The organism is Arthrobacter sp. Dra40 (assembly GCF_059091905.1).
Map to the genome: position 1 here is coordinate 120386 of NZ_JBNHHB010000005.1, position 23426 is coordinate 143811.

Here is a 23426-nt window from a genome sequence, read left to right on the forward strand (position 1 = left end):
CGTTCCATCAGATCACATCAGCGCCGAGCCGGTCACTACCGGCCGTCTCTCGGATCGGTGCCCGGTCAGCGGCAACCGCAGCCGGCCAGCACGGTGGCGGCCCGGTCCGCGGCCGTGCGGGCGGCGTCGATTGAACCGTTCAGTCCATTGGCCACGAAGGCGAAAATCAGGAGCCGTCCGTCCGCGCTGGCCACGTAGCCGCTGAGCGACGTCACCGAGTTCAGCGTGCCGGTCTTGGCGCGGACCAGTCCGGCGCCGCCGGCGTTGACCCCCACATACCGTCCGGACAGGGTGCCGGTCAGGCCGGCGATCGGAAGCGAACCGATTCCTGCCCGCAGGTCCGCGTCCTGGGCGGTGGCGATCAACCTGACCGCCGCGGCCAGTTGTGCGGGACTCACCCGGTTCTTCATCGAGAGCCCGCTGGCGTCGGCCAACTCCATCCCCTCCACCGGAATGCCCAGCCGCTCGGCGGCCTCCCGCACGGCCTCGGTGCCGCCGCCGAAGGAGCCGGGCTTACCCACGGCAACGGCCGTGTTGCGTGCCAGGACCTCCGCCACGTAGTTGTCCGAGTTCTGCATCATGTAGGCCACCTGGTCGGCGACGGGTGCGGACTCCACCTCGGCCAGCACGGTACCGTCCGCCGGTGCCGCATCGCGGTCCACCTTGGCCGCCACCGTAAAATCCTTTCCGGCTACGGCTTGGGCCAGCGCATCCCGGAAGGCCGCCCCGGCCAGGGAAGCCGCATCGGCCACCAGATCACCCCCGCCGTCGGCCTGGTCCCGCCCGGCATACAGCGCCAGCGGGTAGACCGGGGCGATCTCGCCGTTCTTCACATCGCCCGGATCCCAGGCGGCGCTGATGGCCGGCCCCGAGTAGAGCGAATCGTCCACCACCACGGTCAGCTCGCCCGTGTAATCGCTGGCCGCCAGTTTCCCGGCCGCCTGGGCAGCCAGCGTTGCCAGTCCGGCTTCCCCCCAGACCGCGCCGGGCCGTGATTCCCCGGCCCCGAGCAAAGCATCGCCGCCGCCCACCAGGTACAGCACACCCGGGTTGCTGCCGCGCTTGATAGTGGTGCTGAGCCGCCGGTCCGCGCCGAGCGATTCCAGCGCGGCCACGGCGGTAAGCGTCTTCAGGTTCGACGCCGGAATCACCGGGTCGGCGGCGCCCTTGTTGTACAGCACCTCGCCGCTGGTCGCATCGGTGACCGTCCCCGTGAAGCTGCCGGCGCCGTCGAACGCCAAGGCCTTGTCCAGCGCGGGCTTCAGCGCGGCCGGATCGGGCAGCGGCGCCGTGCCGCTCGGACCCGCCGGCGGCGGATCCAGTTCGGTGGGGGGCAACTGCGCCGCCGGCGTGAGGATCACCGGCTCCGGCTCCGGCCAGTCGATGGCCTGCGCCAAATTGAATCCTGCGGGCACTGCCAGCGCGGCGAACACCACGGCCAGCAGCCCTGAGGTGAGCACACGGAAACCACGCCCCATGCTGCCCCTCCTGAGGATTGTGATTGTGGCTTTTCGCCCCGGCTCAACCCCGATGCCGGGGGGCGAAGGCAAGACGGATATCGTTAAGCGTAGTCGGCGCCGGGCAACGGTTGCGCACCAGCGGCGCCGGAGCCAAAAGTCTGAACGCCTCCAAGGAGCGAAGCCATGCAGCATGACGTCACCATCGAGATCCCCAAGGGATCCCGGGTCAAGTACGAAATCGACCACGAAACCCACCGCCTCCGCCTGGACCGGGTGCTGTTCACCTCCATGCAGTACCCCACCCACTACGGCTACTTCGAGGACACGCTGGGCGAAGACGGCGACCCGCTGGACGCCATGGTCATGCTGCAGGACTTCGACCTGCTGCCCGGCGTGCTGGTTGAGTCCCGCCCGATCGCCGTCTTTAACATGACCGACGACGGCGGCGGCGATGCCAAGGTGCTGTGCGTCCCGGCCGACAAGCGCTTCGACCACATCCAGGAACTCTCCGATGTGCCGGAGTTCCTGGTCAAGGAAATCGAGCACTTCTTCACCCGCTACAAGGACCTGGAGCCGGGCAAGTGGGTCAAGGCCGAGGGCTGGGCCGACCGCGCCGCCGCCGAAGCCGAACTGGAAGCCTCGATCAAGCGCTTTGCCGCCCAGGGCTAGAACTCGGCCGACGACGAACCGCAGGGACGCGTCGCCTAGCTGACGCGTCCGCTGGGGATAGGCGGCACCAACGACGGCGGTCCGGGCCTTAAAGGTCCGGGCCGCCTCCCGTCTCCGCGCACCGGACACGCCACCAACCGAAATCGGTTGTTCCCACCGTGCTGACGGCAATACTGGTGCCATGTATGTGCTCACCATCAACCAGCGCGATTCCCGCGAGGTGGGCGACCTGGTGCCCGAGCTCATCAAGTCGCTGCGCCACCTGCCGGCGGCCATCCCCTTCCAGCGCTCCGTCGGCGACGAGGCCATCGGTGCGGTCGCGGAAGCTTTCACCGCTATCGACGCCGCGCTGATCGCGCTGCGCAGCCGGCGCTGGCATGTGGGAATTGGCGTGGGTGAGCTGCGGCTGCCGCTTCCGCCGGAGATCAAGGACGCCGAAGGATACGGGCTGGTTTATGCCCGCCGCGCCGTGAACCGCGCACAGAAAACAGGCGAACGCGTCCCGCTGGCCGTTTCCGGCCCCGACGCGGACGTCGCAGCGGAAGCTGAAGCCGTGCTGCGGCTGCTCGGCCAGATTGTCGCCGCCCGCACCGACGCGGAGTGGAAGGTCCTGGACCTGATGACGCCGGGAGCGCGTGGCCAGCAAAAGTTCATCGCCGAGGAACTGGGCATCACCAGCCAGGCCGTGAGCAAGGCCGTGGTCCGGTCGCACTGGGTGGAGGAATGGGCCTGCCGGCCGGCAGCAGCGCGGCTGCTGGATCTGGTCTACGGGCCACGGTCCCTGCCGGCCGCCGCGCTGCCCTACTGACCGGCCGCGCGTGCACTGCCACAGCGCTTGCGGCGTTTAGACTCCGTAAGAGAATGCCCCGGCTTCCGTCGGTGGCGTGGAACAAAGGAGTGCACAAATGGTCCCCGAAATTAACGTCTGGGCGGTCATCGTAGCCACCATTTCAACCATGATCGTCGGGACCATCTGGTACACGCCGAAGGTCTTCGGCAACTACTGGATGAAGGTCGCCAAGGTCAGCCCCGGTGAAGGCAAGAACGCCGTGCGCCCCATCATCATCACCGTCATTGTCAGCTTCATCAGCGCCTGGGTGCTGGCGGGCTCGGCTGCCATTGCGCAGGACTTCTATGGCGGCAATTTCCTCTGGAACACCGTGCTGACCGCCGTGATCCTCTGGGCCGGCTTTACCGCAGCCCGCTTCGTCACCCATGACGCCTTCGAGGGACGCCCGGCCGGGCTGACCGTGCTGAACATCGTGCACGAACTGGTCACGTTCCTCGTCATGGCCCTGATCATCGGCCTCTTCGGGATCAGCGCAGCCTGACCCGCAGGCCAAGCGGCTGCCCTTTCCTGCCGGTTCCATGAGCCTCAGAGGCAGGTCGGCACGGCACGGGGTCAGCCCGGCTCGCTGTTAGACCGGCACGGTGTTCAGTCCGGCACAGTGTTCAGTCCGGCTCGGTGTTCGGTCCGGCTCGGTGTTCGGTCCGGCACGGTTCTTAGTCCAGCAGGCTGCGCAGGATAGTGGCGGCGCCGTCTTCTTCCACCGTTCCGGTGACTTCGTGGGCGACGGCGATGACCTCCTCGGGTGCCTGTCCCATGGCCACCCCGCGGGCGGCCCAGTCCAGCATCTCAATGTCGTTGCGCCCGTCACCCATGGCCACTGTGTGCGACGGCTCCACGTCCAGCTTTCGGCGCAGCGCTTCCAGGGCACTGGCCTTGGTGACGCCGTTGGCGGCGATGTCCAGCCAGGCCGTCCAGCCCACCGAGTAGGTCACTCCCTTGAGCCCGGCGGTGTCGATGGCTGCCTTGAACTCCTCGGGCGTGTTTTCGGCACTGGATACCACCACGCGCACGGCCGTGGATTCCAGCAGTGTTTCGAAGTCCACGCCCTTGGCTTCGATGCCGAAGCTTGCGTCCTGGAAGCGCTCGGTGGCCAGGAAGTTGCCTTCTTCGTCCTCCAGCGCGAACTTTGCGGTCGGCAGTTTCGAGCGCATCACGCGCAGGGCCGGGCCGGGGTTGAATGTCACCCGGTCTTCCACCTCGTAGCCGGCGTCCAGCGAGGTGTCGATCCGCAGGGTGACGCCGCCGTTCGAGCAGACCGCGTACCCCTTGGTCAAGCCGATCAACTCGATGATCGGCAGCGTTGCATTCAGCGACCGCCCGGTGGATACGACCACTTCGTGGCCGGCGTCGACGACGGCGCGAGCCGCTTCGCGCACCGCATCGCTCATGTGGCCGTCGTGGTTGACCAAGGTGCCGTCCACGTCCAAGGCCACCAGCTTGCGGGCCCCGTTCTCCACGAAGTTGTTCCGCCGGGCCGCGCTGGACTGATCTGTCTTGTTTTTCGCTGCTAACCGCTGGTCGTCGATGCCAGCGTGAGCTTTATCAGCTGTAGTTGTCATCCACCTAGTGAAGCATGACTAAGCTACGGACCGGTAGGGAGTTTTCTACGGGCGAATGACACGCCGGTGAACGGACGGGAGACTGCAGCGCACGCCTCGAGCCCGGAATCGGGCCACGCAAGCGGGTTTCAGCCGAGGACCGGCAGGACCTCCATGCCGCCCAGATAGGGCTGCAGGGCGGCGGGCACGTTCACCGAGCCGTCGGCGTTCTGGTGGTGTTCCAGGATGGCCACGATCCAGCGCGTGGTGGCCAGGGTTCCGTTCAACGTGGCGACCGCCCGGGTGCCCTTCCGCTCGCCCTCTGCCGCGACTTGGCGTTCGCGGATGTTCAGCCGGCGGGCCTGGAAGGTGGTGCAGTTGGAGGTGGAGGTCAACTCCCGGTAGGCCTGCTGGGTGGGCACCCAGGCTTCGCAGTCGAACTTGCGGGCCGCGCTCATGCCGAGGTCCCCTGCGGCGGTATCGATCACCCGGTAGGGCAGTTCCACCTTCGCCAGCATTTCCTCTTCCCAAGCCAGCAGCCGCGCGTGCTCGTCGGCGGCTTCCTCGACCGGGCAGTAGATGAACATTTCCAGCTTGTTGAACTGGTGCACCCGAATGATGCCCCGGGTGTCCTTGCCGGCCGCACCGGCCTCCCGGCGGTAGCAGGAGCTCCAGCCGGCGTAGCGCGTCGGACCGGCGGAGAGGTCAAGGATTTCGTCCGCGTGGTAGCCCGCCAAAGCCACCTCCGACGTACCCGTCAGGTACAGGTTGTCGCGCTCCAGCCGGTAAATCTCGTCGTCGTGCTCAACATCAAAGCCGGTGCCCTGCATCGTTTCCGGGCGGACCAGCGTGGGGGTGATCATCGGGATGAAGCCATTGGACACCGCCTGGTCCAGCGCCATGTTCATCAGCGCGATCTCCAGCCGGGCGCCCACTCCCTTGAGGAAGTAGAAGCGGGAGCCGGAGACCTTGGCCCCGCGTTCCATGTCGATGGCGCCGATCAGTTCCCCGATGGCCAGGTGGTCCCTCGGCTCGAAGCCGTCCGGACCAAAATCGCGGGGCTTGCCGACCGTTTTGACCACGGTGAAGTCGTCCTCACCGCCGGCGGGAACACCGTCCTCGATCAGGTTGGGGATACTGCGCAGCAGCGACTCCTGCTGGTTTTGCGCGGCGTCCGACGCCGCCTGCGCCTCCTTGACCGATGCCGCCAGTTCCTTGACCTGCGCGAGGAGCGCGGCCTTTTCCTCGCCCTTGGCCTGCGCCACCTTCTTGCCGAAGACGTTCTGTTCGGCGCGCAGTCCCTCGTACCGGTTGATCGCTTCCCGGCGCGCCACGTCGGCGGCGATGACGGCATCGACGACAGACTCGTCGGCGCCCCGGGCGCGCTGGGAGGCACGGAAGATCTCTGGATTGGCGCGGAGTTCGTTTACATCGATCACTTGCTAAGGGTACCCAAAAAGGCGTTCCCCCCTCGATCCGTGCCGCCGGCGCCGGCGGCGGGCGCGCGGGCCGCCCTCGAGGCGGCGCTGGATATCCTAGGAGCACCATGCCTGCCGAATGGATACTCGCCCTCACCGTAGCCGTAGCGGCGGCCGCCTTCGTGGTGATCTGGCTGGGCATCCGCCGGAGCTCCCGGCGACGCACGGGGGCGGGGCCCGCCGATCCGCCGCCGGCCCCGGTCTTGCCCGACCAGCGCGTGGTGTTCATCCTGAACCCGGTGAAGAACGGGGCGGCCGAGGCCCGCCGCCAGGTGGAAGCTGCCTGCGCAGCCGCCGGCTGGAGTCCTCCGCTGGTCTTGGAAACCACTCGGGACGACCCGGGCCACGGCCAGGCCAAACGCGCCTTGGAGGAGCGGCCCGACGTCGTCATTGCCGGCGGCGGGGACGGCACGATCCGGGTGGTTGCCAAGGAATTGTCCGGAACCCAGGTTCCGATGGGCGTGCTGCCGCTGGGCACGGGAAACCTGCTGGCGCGGAACCTGGGCCTTGAACCCAGCGCCCTGCAGGCCAACATCAACGTGGCGCTGCACGGTGTGATCCGCAAGATCGACACCGCGGACATCACCTTGGAGAACGAGGCCACCGGGGTACGCGTCGAAGACAGTTTCCTGGTGATCGCCGGCATCGGGGTGGATGCGGACGTGCTGGCCGACACCCGGGACGACCTCAAACGCCGGTTCGGCTGGATGGCCTACTCGGAAGCCGGTGTCCGCCACCTTGCCGGGCAGCGTAAGCGGGTCATGGTCAGCATCGACGGCGGCCCAGCCCAGCTCCGCAAGGTGCGCAGCATCCTCCTGGCCAACTGCGGGAGGCTTCCGGCGGGGATCGATTTCATCCCCACTGCGGAAATCGACGACGGCGAAATAGACATCGTGGTGCTCAGCCCGCGCAGCGTGGTCGGCTGGCTCTGGATCGCCGCCAAGACCGTGGTGCGGCACGCTGCGCCGATTCCGGTGATCGAATACCACCGCGGACGGACGGTTCGGATCACCGCGCACGACCCGATGGGCACCCAGCTCGACGGCGACCCCTCGGGGCCCGTCACGTCGCTGACCGTTGAGGTCAGGCCCCGGTCGCTGGCCGTACGCACGGAGTCGATCCCCACCGCCGACAGCGCCCGCCCCGCCGCCTAGGGCGAGGCAGCCGCTGCCGGCACGGGGAGATGAGACGGGGCGCTTAGGTGTCGTCGCCGCCGGCGTTGAGCGGATCGTCGCTGGCGTCGCCCTCGTTGGTGTCGTGCAGCTCTTCGCCCGGAATGTCGATCGGCTGCTCGTCCGCTTCGAGGGCCGGGATCTCAGCATCCGGCTGCTGCAGGTCTTCCTCCACGGGAATCGGGAATTCGCCGGCCGCCTGCTGGTTGATCAACTGCTGCTCCTCGGCGAAACGCAGGTCATTTCCCTGGTCCCCAAGGTCGCCCGGGCGGTTTTCGCTGGAGGTTTGGTTCAGCGCTTCCTCCGGGGTTGGCTCCCCGTCGTGGTACTGGTCCCTATCGTTCTGCTGTGTCATGCTGCTCCGATCTGTGGTCCCGAGGTCAGTTTTCCTCAGCATACTGACCATAACAACCGGCGGATACCCCGGCCGCCGGTATTCAGCGGGCGTGCAGCAGTTCCCTGACCCAACCATCGGCCCGCAGGAACGCCTCGTCCTGGTTGCTACGCGGAATCGTGTGGCCGCGGCGGTCGGCTCGCGGATAGGAGCCAAGGAACCTCAGGCCCGGGCTGAGCCGGTGCAACCCGCGAACCGCGTCGGCCACGCGTTCCTCGGCCAGATGCCCCTCCGCGTCCAGGCTGAAGAAATAGTCGCCGAGGAACTGTCCGGTTGGCCGGGACTCGATCCGGCTGAGGTTTACCCCCCGACTGGATAGCTGTTCCAAAATCGCCACCAGCGCCCCAGGATGATCCTGCGGCAGGGGGACCACCAGCGTGGTTTTGTCCGCCCCGGTCGGCGCTGGAAGGACGCCGGGCCGGCTGACCAGAATGAAGCGGGTGACGGCGTCGGGGTTGTCCCCGATGTCGTCGGCGAGCACCTGCAGACCGCGCTGCTCGGCCACCAGCGGCGAGCAGATCGCGGCCTGGTGTCCGGAGGCCGGGTCGAGCAGCCCCACTCCGGCCGCCGCGGTCGACGACGCGGGAAGATATGCCGCCTGCGGAATGTTTTCGCTGCACCACGCCCGGCACTGGGCCCACGCATGCGGATGGGTGGAAACCACGGAGATCCCGTGGCGCTCCGTCCCGGGACGGACGGCCAGCACAAAACGGATGGGCACCAGCTGTTCCCCGATGATCTGCAGCGGTTCACCGCCCGCTATCGCGTCCAACGTGGCGCTGACGCCGCCCTCGACCGAGTTCTCGATCGGAACCATCGCTGCGCCGGCTTCGCCCGAGCGGACCGCATCCAGGGCGGCCTCCACATTCGATGCCGGAATCCGGGGCACGTCTTCGGCCCCGGGGACCTGGAGGAGGGCTGCTTCGGTGAAGGTGCCCTCCGGCCCCAGGAAGGTGTAGACGCTGGTCATTACTGGACCCGGGGCTCCTGCCCGTTCTCCGACACGATGGGCTTGCCCGCGTCCAGCCAGGCACCCATGCCGCCGTGGATGTTGACGGCGGAATATCCGTTCGAGTTCAGCCATTCCGTGGCCCGGAAGGAGCGGCCGCCGCTGCGGCACACCACATGCAGGTCCACATCCGGGTCCAGCTCCTCCAGGCGCAGCGGCAATTCGTTAAGCGGAATATGCACCGCGCCGTCGATGTGTCCGGCTTCCCATTCATAGTCTTCGCGCACGTCCAGGATGGTGGCGTCGCCGCCTACGCTGTTGACGTCCACGTTCTCGACATCGCTCATGGCAACCTCCGCAATCCGCGGCAGCCACTGCTGCCGCTGATGATTTCTTGAGTACGCGTCCCGGCAATTCGGCCGCATCACAAGCCTATAGTGGGATCGTCCGCTGCACCTTAATGAGACAGGGGTATCCATGGCCGCAGACCAGCCGACCATCCTGGCCACGTCCGGAGGTTTCAAAGCCGGTGTGCGCAGCCGGATTGCGTTCAACCACCTGGTGCACCACGCCGTCGAACTGTCAGGGGCCACCGGGCGGGCGCCGCGGTTGACCCACCTGGGCACGGCCGGCGGCGACCAGCGCTGGTTCCAGGCCGAGCTGGACGAGGCGGCCCGGGCGGCCGGCTATGACCTGAGCCATCTCAACCTGTTCACCATGCCGAACGTGCCCGACGTCGAGGAGCACCTGCTCGGCCAGGATGTGGTGTGGGTGGGCGGCGGTTCGGTGGCCAACCTGCTGGCCGTGTGGCGGGTCCACGGACTGGATGCCATCTTCCGGCGGGTCTGGCAGGCCGGTGTGGTGCTGGCAGGCGTCTCGGCGGGCTCCATCTGCTGGTTCCGCGGCGGCACCACCGACTCCTTCGGTCCCGACCTGCGGCCGGTCACCAACGGCCTGGCGCTGCTGCCCTACGACAACGGCGTCCATTACGACTCGGAACCACAACGCCGGCCGCTGGTACACCGGCTGGTGGCGGACGGCATCCTGGGCGAAACACACTGCACCGACGACGGCGTGGGACTGGTCTACCACGGCATCGAACTGGCGGAAGCGGTCAGCGAGACCGAAGGAAAACTGGCCTACCGGGTGACCGCCCAGGCCGGCGACGGCCCGGAAGCCATCGCGGTGGAGGACCCGATCGAAGCCCGCTTCCTCGGCTGAACGGTACGGCTGCCCAGAGCGGGCCAGAGCAGGATTGGCCCGCACCGCCGCGCGGGGCTACAGTTACGGGCGATGACTGCACTGCATGATTTGACGGCCGTTGCCCAGCGCGACGCCGTGGCCCGAGGCGAACTGTCGGCCCGGGAACTGACGGACCACTATCTCCGCCGGATCGAGGCCCTGAATCCGCGCCTCGGCGCCTTCATAACTGTGGGCGCCGACCAAGCTCTCAAGCAGGCGCGCGCCGCGGACGACCACCAGGCCCGCGGCGGGACGCTGGGCCGGCTGCACGGACTTCCGCTGGCGTACAAGGACCTCACCGACGTGGCCGGACTTCCGACCACGCACGGCAGCGCCGCCCTGGATCACCGGCCCGCGCTGGCGAACCACCCGCTGGTCGACGTCCTCGAATCCGCCGGCAGCATCACCCTGGGCAAGACCCAGGTGCCGGAATTCGGTCTCACCTCCTACAGCGAAAACCGCGTGGCGCACCCGGCCCGCAACCCGTTGGATCCCACACTGAGCCCCGGCGGCTCCTCCGGCGGTAGCGCCGCGGCCGTCGCCGCGGGCATGCTGCCGTTTGCCCCGGGCTCCGACGGCGGCGGCTCGGTGCGGATCCCCGCGGCCGCCACCGGGCTGGTGGGACTCAAACCCGGACGCGGCCGGCTGCCCGCCGGCACCACCGGCGACGATGCCGGCCAGCTGGTGGTGGCAGGCCCCTTGGCCCGCACCGCAGCGGACGCGGGCCTGCTGATGGACGCCATGGCGGACGAACCCTCGGCCCGGGCGGCCTCCGGCGAGGAACCGGATTTCCTCGGTGCCGCGCTCCGCGCCGAAGGCCGCTTCCGGATCGGCGTGAGCACCGACTCGCCGTTCGAGTCCGCCTACCCGCTCTCGCTGGAACCGGAGGCCCGCCAGGCACTCGAGACGGCCCTGGAGTTGCTGGAGGGACTGGGCCACGATGTGGCGGACGCGGAGGTCCGCTACGATAACCGCTACCCGGACGCCTTCGCCACAGTATGGACCTCCGGCCTGGCCCGGCTGGACCTGCCGGCCGGACGCGAAGCGCAGCTCATGCCGCTCACCCGGGCCTTCCGGCGCCGCGCCGTGAAGCGCCCGCCCCAGGCGCTGGCGGAGGCGCTGTCCGTGCTGGCACGCTTCCAGGCCGACACCCGGGCACAATTCGGCCGCTACGACCTGATGCTCACTCCGGCGCTGGCGCAAACGCCGCGGCCGGTGGGCTGGTACACCTCCACCAGCGCGGATGTGGACTACATGCGCCAATGCCAATATTCGCCGTTCACCTCACTGGTCAACGTGTGCGGGCTGCCGGCCATTGCCGTTCCGGTCAGCAGCACCGAAGAAGGCTTGTCCATGGGGGTCCAGCTGATCGGCCGGCCGGGCTCCGAGGCCACCCTGCTGGCCGTTGCCGCCCAGCTGGAGAACGTCCGCTGACTCGCCGGAGAACCCCGCGCTGACCTGCGGAAACGCACTAGCACCCGGGCCCGGGTGAGGCAAGGATATGACAATGCGTGTCGCTAAGTGTCAGAATTGAACACCGTGAGCAATACCGTGCAGTCCGGAAATCCGCAGCCGGAACAAGCTATAAAGTCCAGTCAAACCGGCAAAACATTCTTCGGGCATCCACGGATGCTGGCCAATCTCTTCTCCGTAGAACTCTGGGAGCGTTTCTCCTTCTACGGCATGCAGGGCATCCTGCTCTACTACATGTACTACTCGGTCGCCGAGGGCGGCCTGGGCATCGACGAAGGCATCGCCACCGGCCTGGTGGGCGCCTACGGCGGCGGCGTTTACCTCTCCTCCATCCTGGGCGCGTGGGTGGCCGACCGCATCCTGGGCTCCGAGAAGGTCCTCTTCTACACGGGCATCATGGTCATGCTGGGGCACATCGCACTGGCCCTGCTTCCGGGCGGCGTGGGGCTGGCCGTCGGCCTGGTCCTGGTGGCCATCGGCTCCGGCGGCCTGAAGGCCACCGCCAGTTCGCTGGTCGGCTCGCTGTACAGCCTGAAGGACGACCGCCGCGATGCCGGCTTCTCCATTTTCTACATGGGCGTGAACATCGGCGGCCTGTTCGGCCCGCTGCTCACCGGCCTGGCCCAGGTGCAGCTTGGCTTCCACTACGGCTTCGGCCTGGCCGCGCTGGGCATGGCGATCGGCCTGACCCAGTACGCGCTGACCCGCAAGAACCTCCCCGAGGCCTCGCACCACGTGGCCAACCCGCTGCCGCGCGGCAACTACGGCAAGGTCGCCGCCGTGGCCGCGGCCGCCGTCGTCGTCATTGTGCTGCTGGTGGCCTTCGGCTTTGTCACCGCCGAAAACCTCGCGCCGATCATGGCCTGGCTGGCGATCATCGCCGCCGTCGTGTACTTCGTGGTGATCCTCTCCAGCAAGCAGGTGGACGGCGTGGAGCGCAAGCGGGTGTACGCCTTCATCCCGCTGTTCATCGCCTCCGCCGCATTCTGGGCGCTGTTCCAGCAGCAGTTCACCGTGGTGGCGCTGTACGCGGACAAGCAGCTGGACCGCTCGCTGGGCGGCTGGGAAATGCCGGCCAGCTGGGTGCAGTCCATCAACCCGGTGTTCATCATCATCTTCGCCGGCATATTCGCCGCCGTGTGGACCAAGCTCGGCCCGAAGCAGCCCAGCTCGCCGATGAAGTTCGCCCTGGGCCTGGTGGTCATGGGCCTGGCGTTCCTGGCCTTCATTCCGCTGGCCGGCGGCGGCGCCAACTCCACCCCGCTGCTGGCGATGGTCGGCATCCTGTTCCTCTTTACGATGGCGGAACTGTTCCTCTCCCCCACCGGGTCCTCGGTCTCCACCAAGCTCGCCCCGAAGGCGTTCCAGACCCAGATGGTGGCGCTGTTCCTGCTGTCCATCTCGCTGGGCACCACGCTGGCGGGAATCCTGGCCGGCTACTACGACCCGACCAATGAGGCCCCGTACTTCGGCTTCATCGGCGTGGTGGCGATCATCCTGGGCGTCGGCCTGGCCGCGGCCGTGCCGTCGCTGAAGAAGCTGATGGGCGGCATCCGCTAATACCGGACCGCAACCAACGACGGCGATGCCCGGGTGAGGATTGGATCCTCACCCGGGCATCGCCGTCGTTATGTGGCGTGTGGCTATTGGCAGGCAGCCGCGGCCGCGCTACATGCTGCCGAGGATGCCGATGAAGATCAGCAGGCACCAGATGCCGGTCACCGCGTAGCCCATGATCAGTCCGGCCAGCGCGAGGCTGCGGCCGGCCGGTTCCTTGCCCAGCGCGATGTGGCCGAACACGATGGCCAGGATCTGCGGGACGAACATGAAGCCGAACGTCACCACGGAGACAATGCCCAGCACCAGCGCCGCAATGCTCAGGCCCTTCGGTTGGGTCTGCGGCGTGTAGTACATCGGCTGGTTGTAGTCCGGGCCGCCATACGGCTGCTGGGCGTCGTACGGCTGGGCGCCGGGGCCGGGCTTGTACGCGTACGGATGGGGTGCATCGGGCAGCGACGGCGGCTGCGGGGCCTGGCCCGCGTTTGGGTCCGTGTACCAGCCCGGGTGCTTCGGATCGTTGAAGGGCGGCCTGTTCTCCGTGCCGGACATGCTCTGGATTCCCCCTGGGGTAGTTTCGCTGCTGCACGCAGCTGCGCTGCGGTGCCTTACCAGTCTAGGCGCCGCCCCGGATGCGCGGCTATGGCGGCGGATTCGTCACGGACCGCTACGGATCCTTGGGTTTTTTGGCATGCTTGAGGCATGGCAAACCGTGCGGGCACCGTAGCCCTCCCCACCGACCTTGTAGACCTGACCGCGCTGCGGGACGCCTACTTCGACATCAAGCCGGATCCGGCCGACCCGGCCCAGCGCGTGGCCTTCGGCACCTCCGGGCACCGCGGCACCAGCTTGAAGGCCTCCTTCAACGAGGAACACATCGCCGCCATCACCCAGGCCATTGTGGAGTACCGCGCCGGCCAGGGGATTACCGGCCCGCTGTTCGTCGGCAAGGACACGCACTCTCTCTCCGATCCGGCCCAGGACACCGCCCTGGAAGTGCTGGCCGGAAACGGCGTCACGGTGCTGGTCGATTCCCGCACCGGCTGGACCCCGACGCCGGCCATCAGCCACGCCATCCTGACCCACAACGCCGCCCATCCCGACGCCCAGGGCGACGGCATTGTGATCACTCCCTCGCACAATCCGCCCGGCGACGGCGGCTTCAAGTACAACCCGCCGCACGGCGGCCCCGCCGACTCGGATGCCACCGGCTGGATCGCCGCCCGCGCCAATGAGCTGCTGGAATCGGGCCTGCGCGGGGTGAGGCGGATGACGCTGGGGCAGGCGCAGTTCTCCGGCGCGGTGGGGACCTACGATTTCCTGGGCGCGTACGTGGACGATCTGCCGCAGGTGCTGGATCTGGACGCCATCCGCGCCGCCGGAGTGCGGATCGGCGCGGACCCGATGGGCGGGGCCTCGGTGGATTACTGGGGTGCCATCGCCGAGCGGCACCGGCTGGACCTGACGGTGGTCAACCCAACGGTGGACCCGCAGTGGGCGTTCATGACCCTGGACTGGGACGAGAAGATCCGGATGGACTGCTCGTCGCCGTCGGCCATGGCCTCGCTGATCAGCGCGGTGCGCGGCGGCGGCGCCGCCTTTGACATTGCCACCGGGAACGACGCCGATGCGGACCGGCACGGGATCGTCACCCCTGATGCCGGGCTGATGAACCCGAACCACTACCTCGCCGTGGCCATCGACTACCTCTACACACACCGGCCGGATTGGCCAGCGGGGGCAGCAGTGGGCAAGACGCTGGTGTCCTCCTCGATGATCGACCGGGTGGCGGCCAGCCTCGGCCGACGGCTGGTGGAGGTGCCTGTGGGCTTCAAATGGTTCGTGCCCGGCCTGCTCTCCGGCGAAGGCGTCTTCGGCGGCGAAGAGTCAGCCGGTGCCTCTTTTGTCCGCTTCGACGGCAAACCGTGGTCCACGGACAAGGACGGCATCCTGCTGGCGCTGCTGGCTTCCGAAATCAGCGCGGTCACCGGAAAATCGCCGTCCGAACTCTACGGCGGGCTGACCGCGAAGTTCGGGTCGCCGTCGTACGCGCGCATCGACGCCGCGGCGACTCGGGACCAGAAGGCAGCGCTGGCCAAACTCTCCGCCGCGGACGTGGCCGCGACGGAGCTGGCCGGCGAGTCGATCACCGCCAAGCTGACCGAAGCGCCCGGCAACGGCGCTGCCATCGGAGGGCTCAAGGTCACCACCGAAAACGCCTGGTTTGCCGCGCGCCCCTCCGGCACGGAGGACGTGTACAAGATCTATGCCGAATCCTTCCGCGGGCCGGACCATCTGGTGCAGGTGCAGGCCGAGGCCAAAGCGATTGTGGACGCCGTCATCGCCTAAAGGAGCCTGCTGAGTCGCAGAGCGGCCGCGTCTTCGAACCGTCACGACGGCGCGGCGCTGCTGCTGGAGCGGTAGGATGTCCTCCGGATATTTCCACTGACTCCCCGACTCTTTAAGAGGCCCACCATGAGCACGCCCGTCAAGTCATCCCCGTTCCGCTGGACGTTGCATGGTGACGGCAAGAACATTTCCGCGGGCACAGTGGTGGGGCCGCAGGAGCGGCTGACCTGGCCGCGCACCATCGGGATCGGCGCCCAGCACGTGGTCGCGATGTTCGGCGCCACCTTCCTGGTCCCGCTGCTGACCGGCTTTCCGCCGGCCACCACACTGCTGTTCTCCGGCGTGGGCACCCTCCTGTTCCTGATCATCACGGCGGGAAGGGTCCCCAGCTACCTGGGCTCCAGCTTCGCGTTCATTGCCCCGATCGGTGCGGCGATGAACCAGCACGGAATGGGCGGAGCGCTCGGCGGCCTGATCATGGCCGGCGCCGTGCTCTTCCTGATCGGCCTCATCGTGCACAAGGCCGGCACACATTGGATCCACGTGGTGATGCCGCCGGTGGTGACCGGTGCCATCGTGGCGCTGATCGGGCTCAACCTAGCGCCGGCTGCAAAAGCCAATTTTGAGAAAGGCCCGGTGACGGCGCTTGTCACCGTGGTGGCCATCCTGCTGGTGACCGTGCTGTTCCGCGGGCTGCTCGGCCGGCTGTCCATCCTGATCGGCGTGCTGGTGGGCTATCTGGTGGCCGTCCTGCGCGGCGAGGTGGACTTCTCCGCAATCAATGACGCCGCCTGGATCGGGCTGCCGGACTTCCATGCCCCGGAGTTCCACATCTCCGTGATCGGCCTGTTCGTCCCCGTGGTGCTGGTGCTGGTGGCGGAGAACATCGGCCACGTGAAGTCGGTGTCGGCGATGACCGGGCAGGATCTTGACCCGGTGACCGGGCGCGCGTTGATGGCCGATGGCCTGGCCACCGTGCTGGCCGGCAGCGGCGGCGGGTCCGGCACCACCACCTATGCAGAGAACATCGGCGTGATGGCTGCCTCCAAGGTCTATTCCACCGCTGCCTACTGGGTGGCCGGCATCGTCGCCATCCTGCTCAGCCTGCTCCCGAAGTTCGGCGCCGCCATCGCCACGGTTCCGGTCGGGGTCCTCGGCGGTGCCGGCGTGGTGCTCTACGGCATGATCGGCATCCTCGGCGTGCGGATCTGGGTGCAGAACCGGGTGAACTTCGCCAACCCGATTAACCTGTCGGTGGCCGGCGTTGCGCTGGTGGTCGGCATCGCCAACTTCACCTGGACTATCGGCGAACTGAAGTTCGAAGGCATCGCGCTTGGCACCGCGGCCGCCCTGATCATCTTCCACGGCATGAGCGCTGTGGCCCGTTGGCGCGGCACCGAGCCGGTGGACTCGGCCGAGGACGAGGGCGTCAAACCGTCCAAGCTCGGCTGACGCCCAGCCCGCGGCGCGGCAACTCTTGACGCGGCCATGCTCCCGGATCCCTTGAACCTAGACCGCGGAGTGGCCCGCGGCTAGCGTTGCACACACCCTCGGGGAGTCAGCCCCGGGAACGTCCGCAAGGAGGAAGCATGGCCAACCACGTTTACAACGTCACGGAGATTGTGGGAACGTCGCCGGATGGAATCGACGCCGCGGTCTCCAACGCCATCGCCGAGGCATCCAAGACACTGCGCAATCTCGACTGGTTTGAGGTGAAATCCGTCCGCGGCCACCTGAACGAAGGCAAAGTCTCGGACTGGCAGGTGACCATTAAGCTCGGCTTCCGGCACGAAAGCTAGCCGCGGGCCGAGACGAGGGCTTCCGGCGGTCAACGTGAACGATTTCGTTGGCGCCGGCTGTCCCGCCCTCCTAGCGCCACGAAGATGCACTGATCTGCTCGAGCCACTGTGAAGGCTCCGGAAGCAGGTGCGGCGTCACGACCTGGTCATCGAGAAGCGCAGACCAGACAGCGCCGGCCGGCTGTACGGCGCCCGCCGCTCTTCGCAAACACCGTCTGCTCGGCATCAAATCCTGACGACAGCACTGCCGTCCCGTTTTACCTCCGCTCTACACGGTTGGTGTGATCTTACTTACGATCAGAATACACACTGTCATGTGACAACTCACCCCGTAAAGCGATTTCAGGAACAACCCTTGGAAACACCCTCTGAATGTTCTTGTATCGTCAACATCCATTACGTGCCTGAAACGGATTTGGGCGCGACTAGTGCAGGGAGCAGACATGGAGGCAGGAATACTCTGGCCGATCAAGACAAGCCTGACGGCCTACATCCAGTCCCTCGACGACGGCAAGATCGACGTGGCGGAGCCCGCCGAGAGGCGCCCGGAAGGCTTTTGGTTTCCGCTGCGGGAAGGTGAAGCCTCGACCGAGCGGGGCGGCAGCATGCAGTTCGCCGGTTCCGTCCGACTGACCGGCCACTGGGGCATGCTCGACGTCGAATTCCGGGACCCACGTGTGGACTTCGACGATGCTGGAGCGGTTCTGCTCATTCGTGAACGCGGCGGCATCAACCAGGACCGGTTCGTTGCCATCGCCCGCCTGACCCGCGAACCCGAAACATCGGCAACCGCCCCCGACTTCGCGGCAGTCCTCACCGGCGAAGGCGCCTTCCTATTGGGCGGCCAATACCCAGCAGGGACGGCCCTGAGTCCGCTCCGCCTCCACCCGGCTACTGAGTCTTTCGAGCCGAATGCACAGCACGCATAGGTAGGATTCAAAACATTCATTTGTCTTATGCGGATGGACGCCGTTGGATAGCCATAGTGGCGCCGGACACATGCTCCGGCTCCCGATCCAACGCCCGAAGCCCGCAGAAGCGCCTTGCCGCTCCCTGCGCCCCCTACACGATGCGAGGTGCCACGGAATGGTTGCAGTGCTGCAGACGTCCGACATCGACCTTTGGTCCGACGAAGTATTGCTCGATCCCTACCCGGCGTTCACGGAACTGCGCGAGCAGGCCGCGGCCGTGCGGCTTGAAAAGAATGATGTCTGGGTGTTGAGCCGGTATCAGGAGATTCGCGAGGCGCTCGGCAACTGGGAGGCCTTCTCGTCGACTGCGGTCGCGTTCAATCCGGACATGAACGGCGCCTTGGTCGGCACCAGCCTCGCCACGGATCCGCCGCAGCACGAGGCACTGCGGAGCGCCCTCACCGAGAACCTCTCCCCCCGCGCGCTGCGCAAGCTGAAGGCCAGCATCGACCAGAAGGCCGACGACCTGGTGGCGGGCGTGGTGGAACGGGGCGCGTTCGACGCCATTAGCGACCTCGCCCGCGAACTGCCGCTGCAGGTGGTGCTGGACCTCATCGGCGTGCAGGGCGACGTTCGCAACAAGATCCTTGACTGGGGGGCTGCGGCCTTCAATGTGCTTGGTCCGATGAACGAACGCACCGCGCAGAACTTCCCGCTGGCCGGGGAACTGTTCCACTGGGCCACCACGCTTCAGCGCGAGGAACTCGTGGAGGGCAGCATGGGCCGGGCGATTTTCGACGCCGGGCACCGCGGCGAAATTCCCGCTGCGAACTGCGGCAAGATCGTGCACCAATACGTGGCAGCCGGCCTGGATACAACGATCGCCGCGATCGGCAACGCCATCGCGGCCTTCGGCGCGAACCCCGACCAATATGAACTGCTCCGGCAGGATGCCTCGCTCATTCCGGCTGCTTTCAACGAGACGCTCCGCTATGAGGCGCTGATGCACGCCCAGGGCCGCGTCACCACAAAGGACGTGGACGTCGACGGCACCATCATTCCGGCCGGATCCCAAGTTGCGCTCCTCTTCTACGCCGGAAACCGGGACCCCCGCCACTACCAGGATCCCGACACCTTCCTGGTGGAACGGAACCCGATCGACCACCTGTCCTTCGGGTACGGAGTGCATGGGTGTGCCGGACAGGGCCTGGCCCGGCTGGAGGCCTACGCGGTGTTCGACGCGCTCCGCCGCCGGGTGCAGGCGTTTACGGTCGGCGAGGGAGTGCGAAAGATCAACAACTCCAGCCGCGGCCTGGACAGCCTGCCCGTCCTTGAGGTGGTCCCGGCCTGATTCCGCGCCGGCGGGCTAGGGCCCAAACACCAAGCCGGAACACGTAGCAACGCCCGCATCCGGGCGCCCTCAAGCGGGGCGCCCAGGATGCGGGCGATGTTGTACGAAGGGATGGCCTACCGGAGCGCCCTCCTGCAGACCGCACCGAGAGGCGCCGGTTGTGCCAACTGCCTCAGTCGTCGACTGCCTGAGTAACCGGGCCCGCTGCTTTCCTGCCATCGGCCGCGGCGCGGAAGGCGAACACCGTGGACGCGATCGTCAGTGCCAGTGCGATGATTCCGAACGGGTTGCACAGCGCAGTGGACATTCCGAAGGCGGACGGACCGGCCAACAGCGACATGACGGACGTGCCGTCTCCGGCCCCTCCGCCGAAGTCCGGGACGGTGAACCCAAAGGCGATCGCCGCGAGCCAGGCGAGGGCCGGCGCCACCACGGCCCGCACCGGAAGCAGCACACCCCGGCGCGCCGCCTCGGCCAGCTTGACGCCGGTCAGCAACAGCAGCACCAGCAGCGCCGGGCCCAGGCTGATGCCCAACCACAGCACCATCTGGCCGCCGATCCCGAATAGCACCCGTCCCGCCACCACCCACAGCGGCACCAGTACAGCCATCGGAAGGGCCAGCCAGAGAACCACGGTTGGAAGGAAGGGTTGACGCACTGCGGAGGACGGAACAAAGGTACTGCTCATGCCCTCATGATAGGTCTGGCCCGGGGCTCAGGCCCCTTCGAGGGCGTGCTGCGTGGCCAACGTGACATAGCGCGCGGCGTGCGCCATCGCCTGCTCCTCACTGCGGGCCGTCTCCACCAGGCTGGCGGCCGCATGCACTCCGTATTCGGCCAGCTTGTCCGGCGCCAGGCTGATCTGACCAGCAACAACGACGGCGGGGATTCCGCCTGCGTGGGCACGTCCCGCCACGCCCAACGGCACCTTGCCAAACTCCGATTGCCGGTCCAGCGACCCCTCGCCGGTCAGCACCAGATCGGCATCGGCCAGCGCTGTGTCCAGCCCCACAAGGTCTGCCACGACATCGAAACCTCGCTCCACGCGGGCACCGGCCAGCGCCATGAATCCGGATGGGAAGCCACCCGCCGCCCCGGCGCCGGCTACGTTCACGTCGCGGCCTGTTGTCTGCAGCAGCAGCTGCGCCCACCGCTGCAGCGCTTCGTCAAGCAGCCGGCGCGAGACCGCATCGGCTCCCTTCTGTTCACCGAACACATGGGCGGCGCCGTCCGGGCCGTACAGGGGATTCACCACATCGGCCGCGATCCGGATGACGGTCTCCGCCAACCGCGGGTCCAAACCGGAGGCATCCAGCAGCTCGGCCGTCGCCAGCGCCGCACCGCCGAGCAGGATTTCGGCGCCGCCGTCGTTGTAAATGCTCACCCCGAGGGCGCGCAGGGCGCCGGACCCGCCATCGGTCATGGCGGAGCCGCCGACGCCCAGCACGATTTCGGTGGCGCCGGCATTCAGCGCCGCCTCGATCAGCTGGCCGCTGCCGTAGGAATGGGCCGCCAGGGCCGACTGCACGCTCGGCTCGGTGAGCAGAAGCCCGGAAGCCCGGGCGGTTTCGATCACGGCGGTTTTGCGATCCGGCCCTTCAAACATCCCCCACGATGCAGTCACTTCGCGGTCCAGCGGCCCGACTACGCGGTCGGTGTGCTCCACCGCACCGGCGGCGAGAGCGGCCTCCAAGGTGCCTTCGCCGCCGTCGGCCACGGGGAGCAACTGCACTTGGGCATCCGGATAGACCCGCAGCACGCCGTCGGCCATCGCGCTGGCAGCCTCGGCCGCCGAGAGCGTTCCCTTGAACTTGTCCGGTGCAATCAAGACCTTCATGTTGACTCCCTCTGCGGCCAACTGCCGCGTTCTGCCATGACGTCGGCCAGAATGTCGGCCCGGTCGGAGATCAATCCGTCCACGCCGAGTGCCAGTAGCCGCTGCATCTCGGCACGCTCGTTGATGGTCCACACATGCACCTGGAGGCCGGCGCGGTGGCACCGCCGCACGAAACCCTGCGTGACCACCGTGAACCGGCCGTACTTCACCGGCACCTGCACGGCATGCACCCGCAGCAACCGCGCCAGCAACTTTGCCAGTCCCACGAAGCCCAGCAGATAAATGCCCACGGTGGCATATACGCCGGCCGAGCCCGAGACCGGGCGCGTGAGCCCACGCAACACGCGGAAGCGCCGGCGGTCCGAAAAGGACGCCACCAGCACGCGGTCATGCGCGTCGTAGGCTTCGATCAGCCGGGCCAGCTCGTCCGCCGCAGCCATGTCCTTCACATCCACGTTGAGGCATACATCCGGCCACGCGGCCAGCAGCTCCTCGAACGTGGGAATCGGTTCCCCGGAGATCCGCAGCTGCGCCAACTGTCCGGCCGTGTGCGCGGTCAGTTCGCCGCGTCCGTCGGTGGTGCGTTCCAGCGTTGGATCATGGAACGCCATCAGCACGCCGTCGCGGGTGGCCCTGACGTCGGTTTCCAGGTAGCGGTAGCCCAATTCGACAGCGGCGCGGAAGGCGGCCATCGAGTTTTCCTGTCCCGCGGGGGAAAAACCTCGGTGAGACATTGCCAGCGGCCGGTTCTGCCCGGAACCGGGAAACGTAGGATTGAGGTACGGGCTGGCACTGCTCACACCCGGTACTCTACCGGCCCGCCCGACGTTGCCGACCAGGAGGAACCCATGCGCATTGCCCTAGTGCAGGCTGCCGGGCTGCACGGCGATGGCGCGGCGGTACGCAGCCAGCGCTGGCTGGAGCAGGCTGCCAGCCTGGGCGCCCAGCTGCTGGTGCTTCCCTCGGGTTTCCCGCCGGGCTTCCGCCGGGAACTGGGCAGGCTTGCTGCGCGCCACCGGGTGGCAGCAGCCGCCGGCGCAGGTACGGGCACCGGCGCCGGCAGCGGCACGGAACTCTGGCTGCTGGACGCCGCCGGCGAGCTCCAGGCCTGCACGGACTCTGCCGCGGTGGTGCCACTGAACGGGCGGCTGATCTGCGTGGCAACCGAGGACGATGCCGATCCGGCCGCCTGGGGCGCCGACCGCCGGCCCCGCCCATCGGTTTCCGACGAATGTGCCCAACTGCTGCTGGTGCCCGGCGGGAGCGCCGGGCGAGACGGCTGGTTCCGTGCGCTGGCCCGGCGCGGCGCACCTGCGCCGGCGGTGGCGTGGAACGGGCCTGGCCACAGCTTCATTGCCGCCCCGGGTGCTGGTGCATCCGCCGAGGCCGGCCTGTTCGAAGAGTTGATTTTTGCCGACGTGGATTTGTCCGCCAGGCAGCGGACCGTGGGCCCCAGCTGGTTTGCCCGCCGGTATCTTTCCGAAGGACCCGAGGCCAGGCCGCTAGCCGCGGCGACTGGAGTGGGCCGCGGCTCCTGAGCCAGGAATCAGGCGGTGGCCAACGGCCCCCGGGGTGTCTGCGGACGGCCCGCCAGCCGTTCCTCGATCACTTGGGCGACGCCGTCGTCATGGAAAGCCGGGGCACGGAACGGAGCCGCTTCGAGTGCCCTGCGATGTCCGGAGGCCATGGCGTACCCTGCCCCGGCCCACTGCAGCATCTCGATGTCGTTTGGCATGTCGCCGAAGGCCACCACGTCCCGGGCGTCAATGCCCAGCGAACCCGCGTACTCGGCCAGGGTGACCGCCTTGTTGAGTCCCGGCCGCGCCATTTCCAACAGCGGGTTTTCCGGCGCCGAATGCGTCACTGCCGCCAGGTGGGCGACAGCCGGGCCAACCTCCGCCAGGAAATCGTCCGGGTCGAGGTCGGTGCCGCGGGCCAGCAGCTTCACTACCGCATCGGTGCGGCGCAGGCTGTCCGGCAGCAATCTGGGCACGATGCCGTCCAGCAGTTCCACTGAGCCGGGCTGGATGAAGCCCGGTTCCAGTTGAAAGCCTTCCGTGGTTTCCGCGGCGAAGGTCACCGACGGGTGCAGGTGCAGGATGATTCGGCGCACGTCGAGGATGTTCTGGTACGGCAGCGCCTGCGCCGAAAGAACCTGACCGGACTCCAGGTCATAGACCACGGCGCCGTTGGAGCAGATTACTGTGCCGCGGTGGCCGATCTGCTCGGCCAGTGGGGTGAGCCAGCGCGGCGGCCGGCCGGTCACAAAGACAATTTCGACGCCGGCGGCCGCGGCGCTGTGGAAGGCACGGACGGTGCGGGGGCTGATTTTCCCGTCCCGGCCGATGATGGTTCCGTCCAAGTCGCTGGCGATGAGGCGCATTGCACCAGTCTAGG

Annotated in this window: 24 protein-coding genes; 13 read left to right on the forward strand and 11 right to left on the reverse strand. The window is 67.6% G+C overall.

Annotation, left to right across the window (positions count from 1 at the left end; genetic code table 11):
- Positions 1–65: 65 nt before the first annotated feature.
- A complete protein-coding gene (gene dacB, locus AC5RWT_RS04460; RefSeq protein ID WP_494079302.1) occupies positions 66–1478 on the reverse strand; it encodes a D-alanyl-D-alanine carboxypeptidase/D-alanyl-D-alanine endopeptidase in 1413 nt (470 codons plus the stop codon).
- 165 nt (positions 1479–1643) lie between these two features.
- Here dacB and AC5RWT_RS04465 point away from each other — a divergent pair, with 165 nt between their 5' ends.
- The 3 genes from AC5RWT_RS04465 to AC5RWT_RS04475 all read left to right on the forward strand — a co-directional run bounded on the left by AC5RWT_RS04465 (position 1644) and on the right by AC5RWT_RS04475 (position 3460).
- The gene (locus AC5RWT_RS04465; protein ID WP_493951794.1) at positions 1644–2129 is read left to right on the forward strand and encodes an inorganic diphosphatase; all 486 of its coding nucleotides are present in this window, start codon (positions 1644–1646) and stop codon (positions 2127–2129) included.
- Positions 2130–2310: 181 nt separating this feature from the next.
- The gene (locus AC5RWT_RS04470; RefSeq protein WP_494079303.1) at positions 2311–2937 is read left to right on the forward strand and encodes a hypothetical protein; all 627 of its coding nucleotides are present in this window, start codon (positions 2311–2313) and stop codon (positions 2935–2937) included.
- 97 nt (positions 2938–3034) lie between these two features.
- Positions 3035–3460 carry a DUF1761 domain-containing protein gene (locus AC5RWT_RS04475; protein ID WP_494043369.1) on the forward strand — a complete coding sequence of 142 codons (426 nt, stop codon included), beginning with the start codon at positions 3035–3037 and terminating at the stop codon, positions 3458–3460.
- 172 nt (positions 3461–3632) lie between these two features.
- Here the strand turns inward: AC5RWT_RS04475 and AC5RWT_RS04480 are convergent, their stop codons facing one another.
- On the reverse strand, positions 3633–4538 hold the full coding sequence (locus AC5RWT_RS04480) for an HAD family hydrolase (protein WP_494079304.1): 906 nt from the start codon (positions 4536–4538) through the stop codon (positions 3633–3635).
- 128 nt (positions 4539–4666) lie between these two features.
- Complete coding sequence (gene serS / locus AC5RWT_RS04485) at positions 4667–5956, reverse strand: serine--tRNA ligase (RefSeq protein WP_494079305.1); 1290 nt, start codon at positions 5954–5956, stop codon at positions 4667–4669.
- Between the two features lie 107 nt (positions 5957–6063).
- Between serS and AC5RWT_RS04490 the strand changes: the two genes are divergently transcribed.
- Positions 6064–7149, forward strand: a complete 1086-nt coding sequence (locus AC5RWT_RS04490) for a diacylglycerol/lipid kinase family protein (protein ID WP_494079306.1) — start codon at positions 6064–6066, stop codon at positions 7147–7149.
- 43 nt (positions 7150–7192) lie between these two features.
- Here the strand turns inward: AC5RWT_RS04490 and AC5RWT_RS04495 are convergent, their stop codons facing one another.
- The 3 genes from AC5RWT_RS04495 to AC5RWT_RS04505 all read right to left on the reverse strand — a co-directional run bounded on the left by AC5RWT_RS04495 (position 7193) and on the right by AC5RWT_RS04505 (position 8857).
- Positions 7193–7522: a hypothetical protein gene (locus AC5RWT_RS04495; RefSeq protein WP_494079307.1), complete on the reverse strand. Its 330-nt coding sequence runs from the start codon at positions 7520–7522 to the stop codon at positions 7193–7195.
- An 82-nt stretch (positions 7523–7604) separates the two neighbouring features.
- A complete protein-coding gene (pheA, locus tag AC5RWT_RS04500; protein WP_494079308.1) occupies positions 7605–8531 on the reverse strand; it encodes a prephenate dehydratase in 927 nt (308 codons plus the stop codon).
- The gene (locus tag AC5RWT_RS04505; RefSeq protein ID WP_494043363.1) at positions 8531–8857 is read right to left on the reverse strand and encodes a rhodanese-like domain-containing protein; all 327 of its coding nucleotides are present in this window, start codon (positions 8855–8857) and stop codon (positions 8531–8533) included. The genes pheA and AC5RWT_RS04505 overlap by 1 nt, the downstream gene beginning before the upstream one ends.
- Positions 8858–8987: 130 nt before the next feature.
- On the opposite strand from AC5RWT_RS04505, the gene AC5RWT_RS04510 reads away from it, so the two are divergent.
- The 3 genes from AC5RWT_RS04510 (at position 8988) to AC5RWT_RS04520 (ending at position 12785) form a co-directional block, all read left to right on the forward strand.
- Positions 8988–9731 (forward strand): Type 1 glutamine amidotransferase-like domain-containing protein, encoded by a 744-nt coding sequence (locus tag AC5RWT_RS04510; RefSeq protein ID WP_494079309.1) that lies wholly within the window; start codon positions 8988–8990, stop codon positions 9729–9731.
- Positions 9732–9803: 72 nt separating this feature from the next.
- On the forward strand, positions 9804–11186 hold the full coding sequence (locus AC5RWT_RS04515; protein WP_494079310.1) for an amidase: 1383 nt from the start codon (positions 9804–9806) through the stop codon (positions 11184–11186).
- Between the two features lie 195 nt (positions 11187–11381).
- Entirely contained in the window at positions 11382–12785 is a 1404-nt protein-coding gene (locus AC5RWT_RS04520) for a peptide MFS transporter (RefSeq protein WP_494079331.1), read from the forward strand.
- A 108-nt stretch (positions 12786–12893) separates the two neighbouring features.
- Here AC5RWT_RS04520 and AC5RWT_RS04525 read toward each other — a convergent pair whose 3' ends face one another.
- Entirely contained in the window at positions 12894–13334 is a 441-nt protein-coding gene (locus tag AC5RWT_RS04525) for a DUF4190 domain-containing protein (protein ID WP_494079311.1), read from the reverse strand.
- Between the two features lie 150 nt (positions 13335–13484).
- On the opposite strand from AC5RWT_RS04525, the gene pgm reads away from it, so the two are divergent.
- From pgm to AC5RWT_RS04550, 5 genes are all read left to right on the forward strand, one after another.
- Positions 13485–15131, forward strand: a complete 1647-nt coding sequence (gene pgm / locus AC5RWT_RS04530; protein ID WP_494079312.1) for a phosphoglucomutase (alpha-D-glucose-1,6-bisphosphate-dependent) — start codon at positions 13485–13487, stop codon at positions 15129–15131.
- Positions 15132–15257: 126 nt separating this feature from the next.
- Complete coding sequence (locus AC5RWT_RS04535; protein WP_494043359.1) at positions 15258–16583, forward strand: uracil-xanthine permease family protein; 1326 nt, start codon at positions 15258–15260, stop codon at positions 16581–16583.
- Between the two features lie 137 nt (positions 16584–16720).
- Positions 16721–16930 (forward strand): dodecin, encoded by a 210-nt coding sequence (locus AC5RWT_RS04540; RefSeq protein ID WP_127513153.1) that lies wholly within the window; start codon positions 16721–16723, stop codon positions 16928–16930.
- Positions 16931–17373: 443 nt separating this feature from the next.
- The gene (locus AC5RWT_RS04545) at positions 17374–17859 is read left to right on the forward strand and encodes an HtaA domain-containing protein (protein ID WP_494079313.1); all 486 of its coding nucleotides are present in this window, start codon (positions 17374–17376) and stop codon (positions 17857–17859) included.
- A gap of 157 nt (positions 17860–18016) precedes the next feature.
- Positions 18017–19192, forward strand: coding sequence for a cytochrome P450 (locus AC5RWT_RS04550; protein ID WP_494079314.1), 1176 nt, complete (start codon positions 18017–18019; stop codon positions 19190–19192).
- Between the two features lie 172 nt (positions 19193–19364).
- Here the strand turns inward: AC5RWT_RS04550 and AC5RWT_RS04555 are convergent, their stop codons facing one another.
- Genes AC5RWT_RS04555 through AC5RWT_RS04565 form a run of 3 tightly spaced genes read right to left on the reverse strand, consistent with a single transcriptional unit; the run spans position 19365 to position 21763 of the window.
- Positions 19365–19880 (reverse strand): hypothetical protein, encoded by a 516-nt coding sequence (locus tag AC5RWT_RS04555; RefSeq protein WP_494079315.1) that lies wholly within the window; start codon positions 19878–19880, stop codon positions 19365–19367.
- 27 nt (positions 19881–19907) lie between these two features.
- A complete protein-coding gene (locus tag AC5RWT_RS04560; RefSeq protein ID WP_494079316.1) occupies positions 19908–21029 on the reverse strand; it encodes a glycerate kinase in 1122 nt (373 codons plus the stop codon).
- Positions 21026–21763: a glycerophosphodiester phosphodiesterase family protein gene (locus tag AC5RWT_RS04565; protein WP_494079332.1), complete on the reverse strand. Its 738-nt coding sequence runs from the start codon at positions 21761–21763 to the stop codon at positions 21026–21028. The genes AC5RWT_RS04560 and AC5RWT_RS04565 overlap by 4 nt, the downstream gene beginning before the upstream one ends.
- A 114-nt stretch (positions 21764–21877) precedes the next feature.
- On the opposite strand from AC5RWT_RS04565, the gene AC5RWT_RS04570 reads away from it, so the two are divergent.
- A complete protein-coding gene (locus AC5RWT_RS04570; RefSeq protein ID WP_494079317.1) occupies positions 21878–22567 on the forward strand; it encodes a hypothetical protein in 690 nt (229 codons plus the stop codon).
- Between the two features lie 8 nt (positions 22568–22575).
- Here the strand turns inward: AC5RWT_RS04570 and AC5RWT_RS04575 are convergent, their stop codons facing one another.
- Positions 22576–23412 carry an HAD family hydrolase gene (locus AC5RWT_RS04575; protein WP_494043347.1) on the reverse strand — a complete coding sequence of 279 codons (837 nt, stop codon included), beginning with the start codon at positions 23410–23412 and terminating at the stop codon, positions 22576–22578.
- Positions 23413–23426: the final 14 nt, after the last annotated feature.

Excerpts from the sequence above, each read along its gene's own strand:
- AC5RWT_RS04470 (WP_494079303.1), top strand. The coding sequence starts at position 2,311 with ATGTATGTGCTCACCATCAACCAGCGCGATTCCCGCGAGGTGGGCGAC.
- AC5RWT_RS04465 (WP_493951794.1), top strand. The coding sequence starts at position 1,644 with ATGCAGCATGACGTCACCATCGAGATCCCCAAGGGATCCCGGGTCAAG.
- AC5RWT_RS04515 (WP_494079310.1), top strand. The coding sequence starts at position 9,804 with ATGACTGCACTGCATGATTTGACGGCCGTTGCCCAGCGCGACGCCGTG.
- AC5RWT_RS04510 (WP_494079309.1), top strand. The coding sequence starts at position 8,988 with ATGGCCGCAGACCAGCCGACCATCCTGGCCACGTCCGGAGGTTTCAAA.
- AC5RWT_RS04545 (WP_494079313.1), top strand. The coding sequence starts at position 17,374 with ATGGAGGCAGGAATACTCTGGCCGATCAAGACAAGCCTGACGGCCTAC.
- AC5RWT_RS04575 (WP_494043347.1), bottom strand. The coding sequence starts at position 23,412 with ATGCGCCTCATCGCCAGCGACTTGGACGGAACCATCATCGGCCGGGAC.
- AC5RWT_RS04565 (WP_494079332.1), bottom strand. The coding sequence starts at position 21,763 with ATGTCTCACCGAGGTTTTTCCCCCGCGGGACAGGAAAACTCGATGGCC.
- AC5RWT_RS04505 (WP_494043363.1), bottom strand. The coding sequence starts at position 8,857 with ATGAGCGATGTCGAGAACGTGGACGTCAACAGCGTAGGCGGCGACGCC.
- AC5RWT_RS04525 (WP_494079311.1), bottom strand. The coding sequence starts at position 13,334 with ATGTCCGGCACGGAGAACAGGCCGCCCTTCAACGATCCGAAGCACCCG.
- AC5RWT_RS04540 (WP_127513153.1), top strand. The coding sequence starts at position 16,721 with ATGGCCAACCACGTTTACAACGTCACGGAGATTGTGGGAACGTCGCCG.
- AC5RWT_RS04560 (WP_494079316.1), bottom strand. The coding sequence starts at position 21,029 with ATGAAGGTCTTGATTGCACCGGACAAGTTCAAGGGAACGCTCTCGGCG.
- AC5RWT_RS04550 (WP_494079314.1), top strand. The coding sequence starts at position 18,017 with ATGGTTGCAGTGCTGCAGACGTCCGACATCGACCTTTGGTCCGACGAA.
- AC5RWT_RS04520 (WP_494079331.1), top strand. The coding sequence starts at position 11,382 with ATGCTGGCCAATCTCTTCTCCGTAGAACTCTGGGAGCGTTTCTCCTTC.
- AC5RWT_RS04535 (WP_494043359.1), top strand. The coding sequence starts at position 15,258 with ATGAGCACGCCCGTCAAGTCATCCCCGTTCCGCTGGACGTTGCATGGT.
- AC5RWT_RS04490 (WP_494079306.1), top strand. The coding sequence starts at position 6,064 with ATGCCTGCCGAATGGATACTCGCCCTCACCGTAGCCGTAGCGGCGGCC.
- pheA (WP_494079308.1), bottom strand. The coding sequence starts at position 8,531 with ATGACCAGCGTCTACACCTTCCTGGGGCCGGAGGGCACCTTCACCGAA.
- dacB (WP_494079302.1), bottom strand. The coding sequence starts at position 1,478 with ATGGGGCGTGGTTTCCGTGTGCTCACCTCAGGGCTGCTGGCCGTGGTG.
- pgm (WP_494079312.1), top strand. The coding sequence starts at position 13,485 with ATGGCAAACCGTGCGGGCACCGTAGCCCTCCCCACCGACCTTGTAGAC.
- AC5RWT_RS04475 (WP_494043369.1), top strand. The coding sequence starts at position 3,035 with ATGGTCCCCGAAATTAACGTCTGGGCGGTCATCGTAGCCACCATTTCA.
- AC5RWT_RS04555 (WP_494079315.1), bottom strand. The coding sequence starts at position 19,880 with ATGAGCAGTACCTTTGTTCCGTCCTCCGCAGTGCGTCAACCCTTCCTT.
- AC5RWT_RS04570 (WP_494079317.1), top strand. The coding sequence starts at position 21,878 with ATGCGCATTGCCCTAGTGCAGGCTGCCGGGCTGCACGGCGATGGCGCG.
- AC5RWT_RS04495 (WP_494079307.1), bottom strand. The coding sequence starts at position 7,522 with ATGACACAGCAGAACGATAGGGACCAGTACCACGACGGGGAGCCAACC.
- AC5RWT_RS04480 (WP_494079304.1), bottom strand. The coding sequence starts at position 4,538 with ATGACAACTACAGCTGATAAAGCTCACGCTGGCATCGACGACCAGCGG.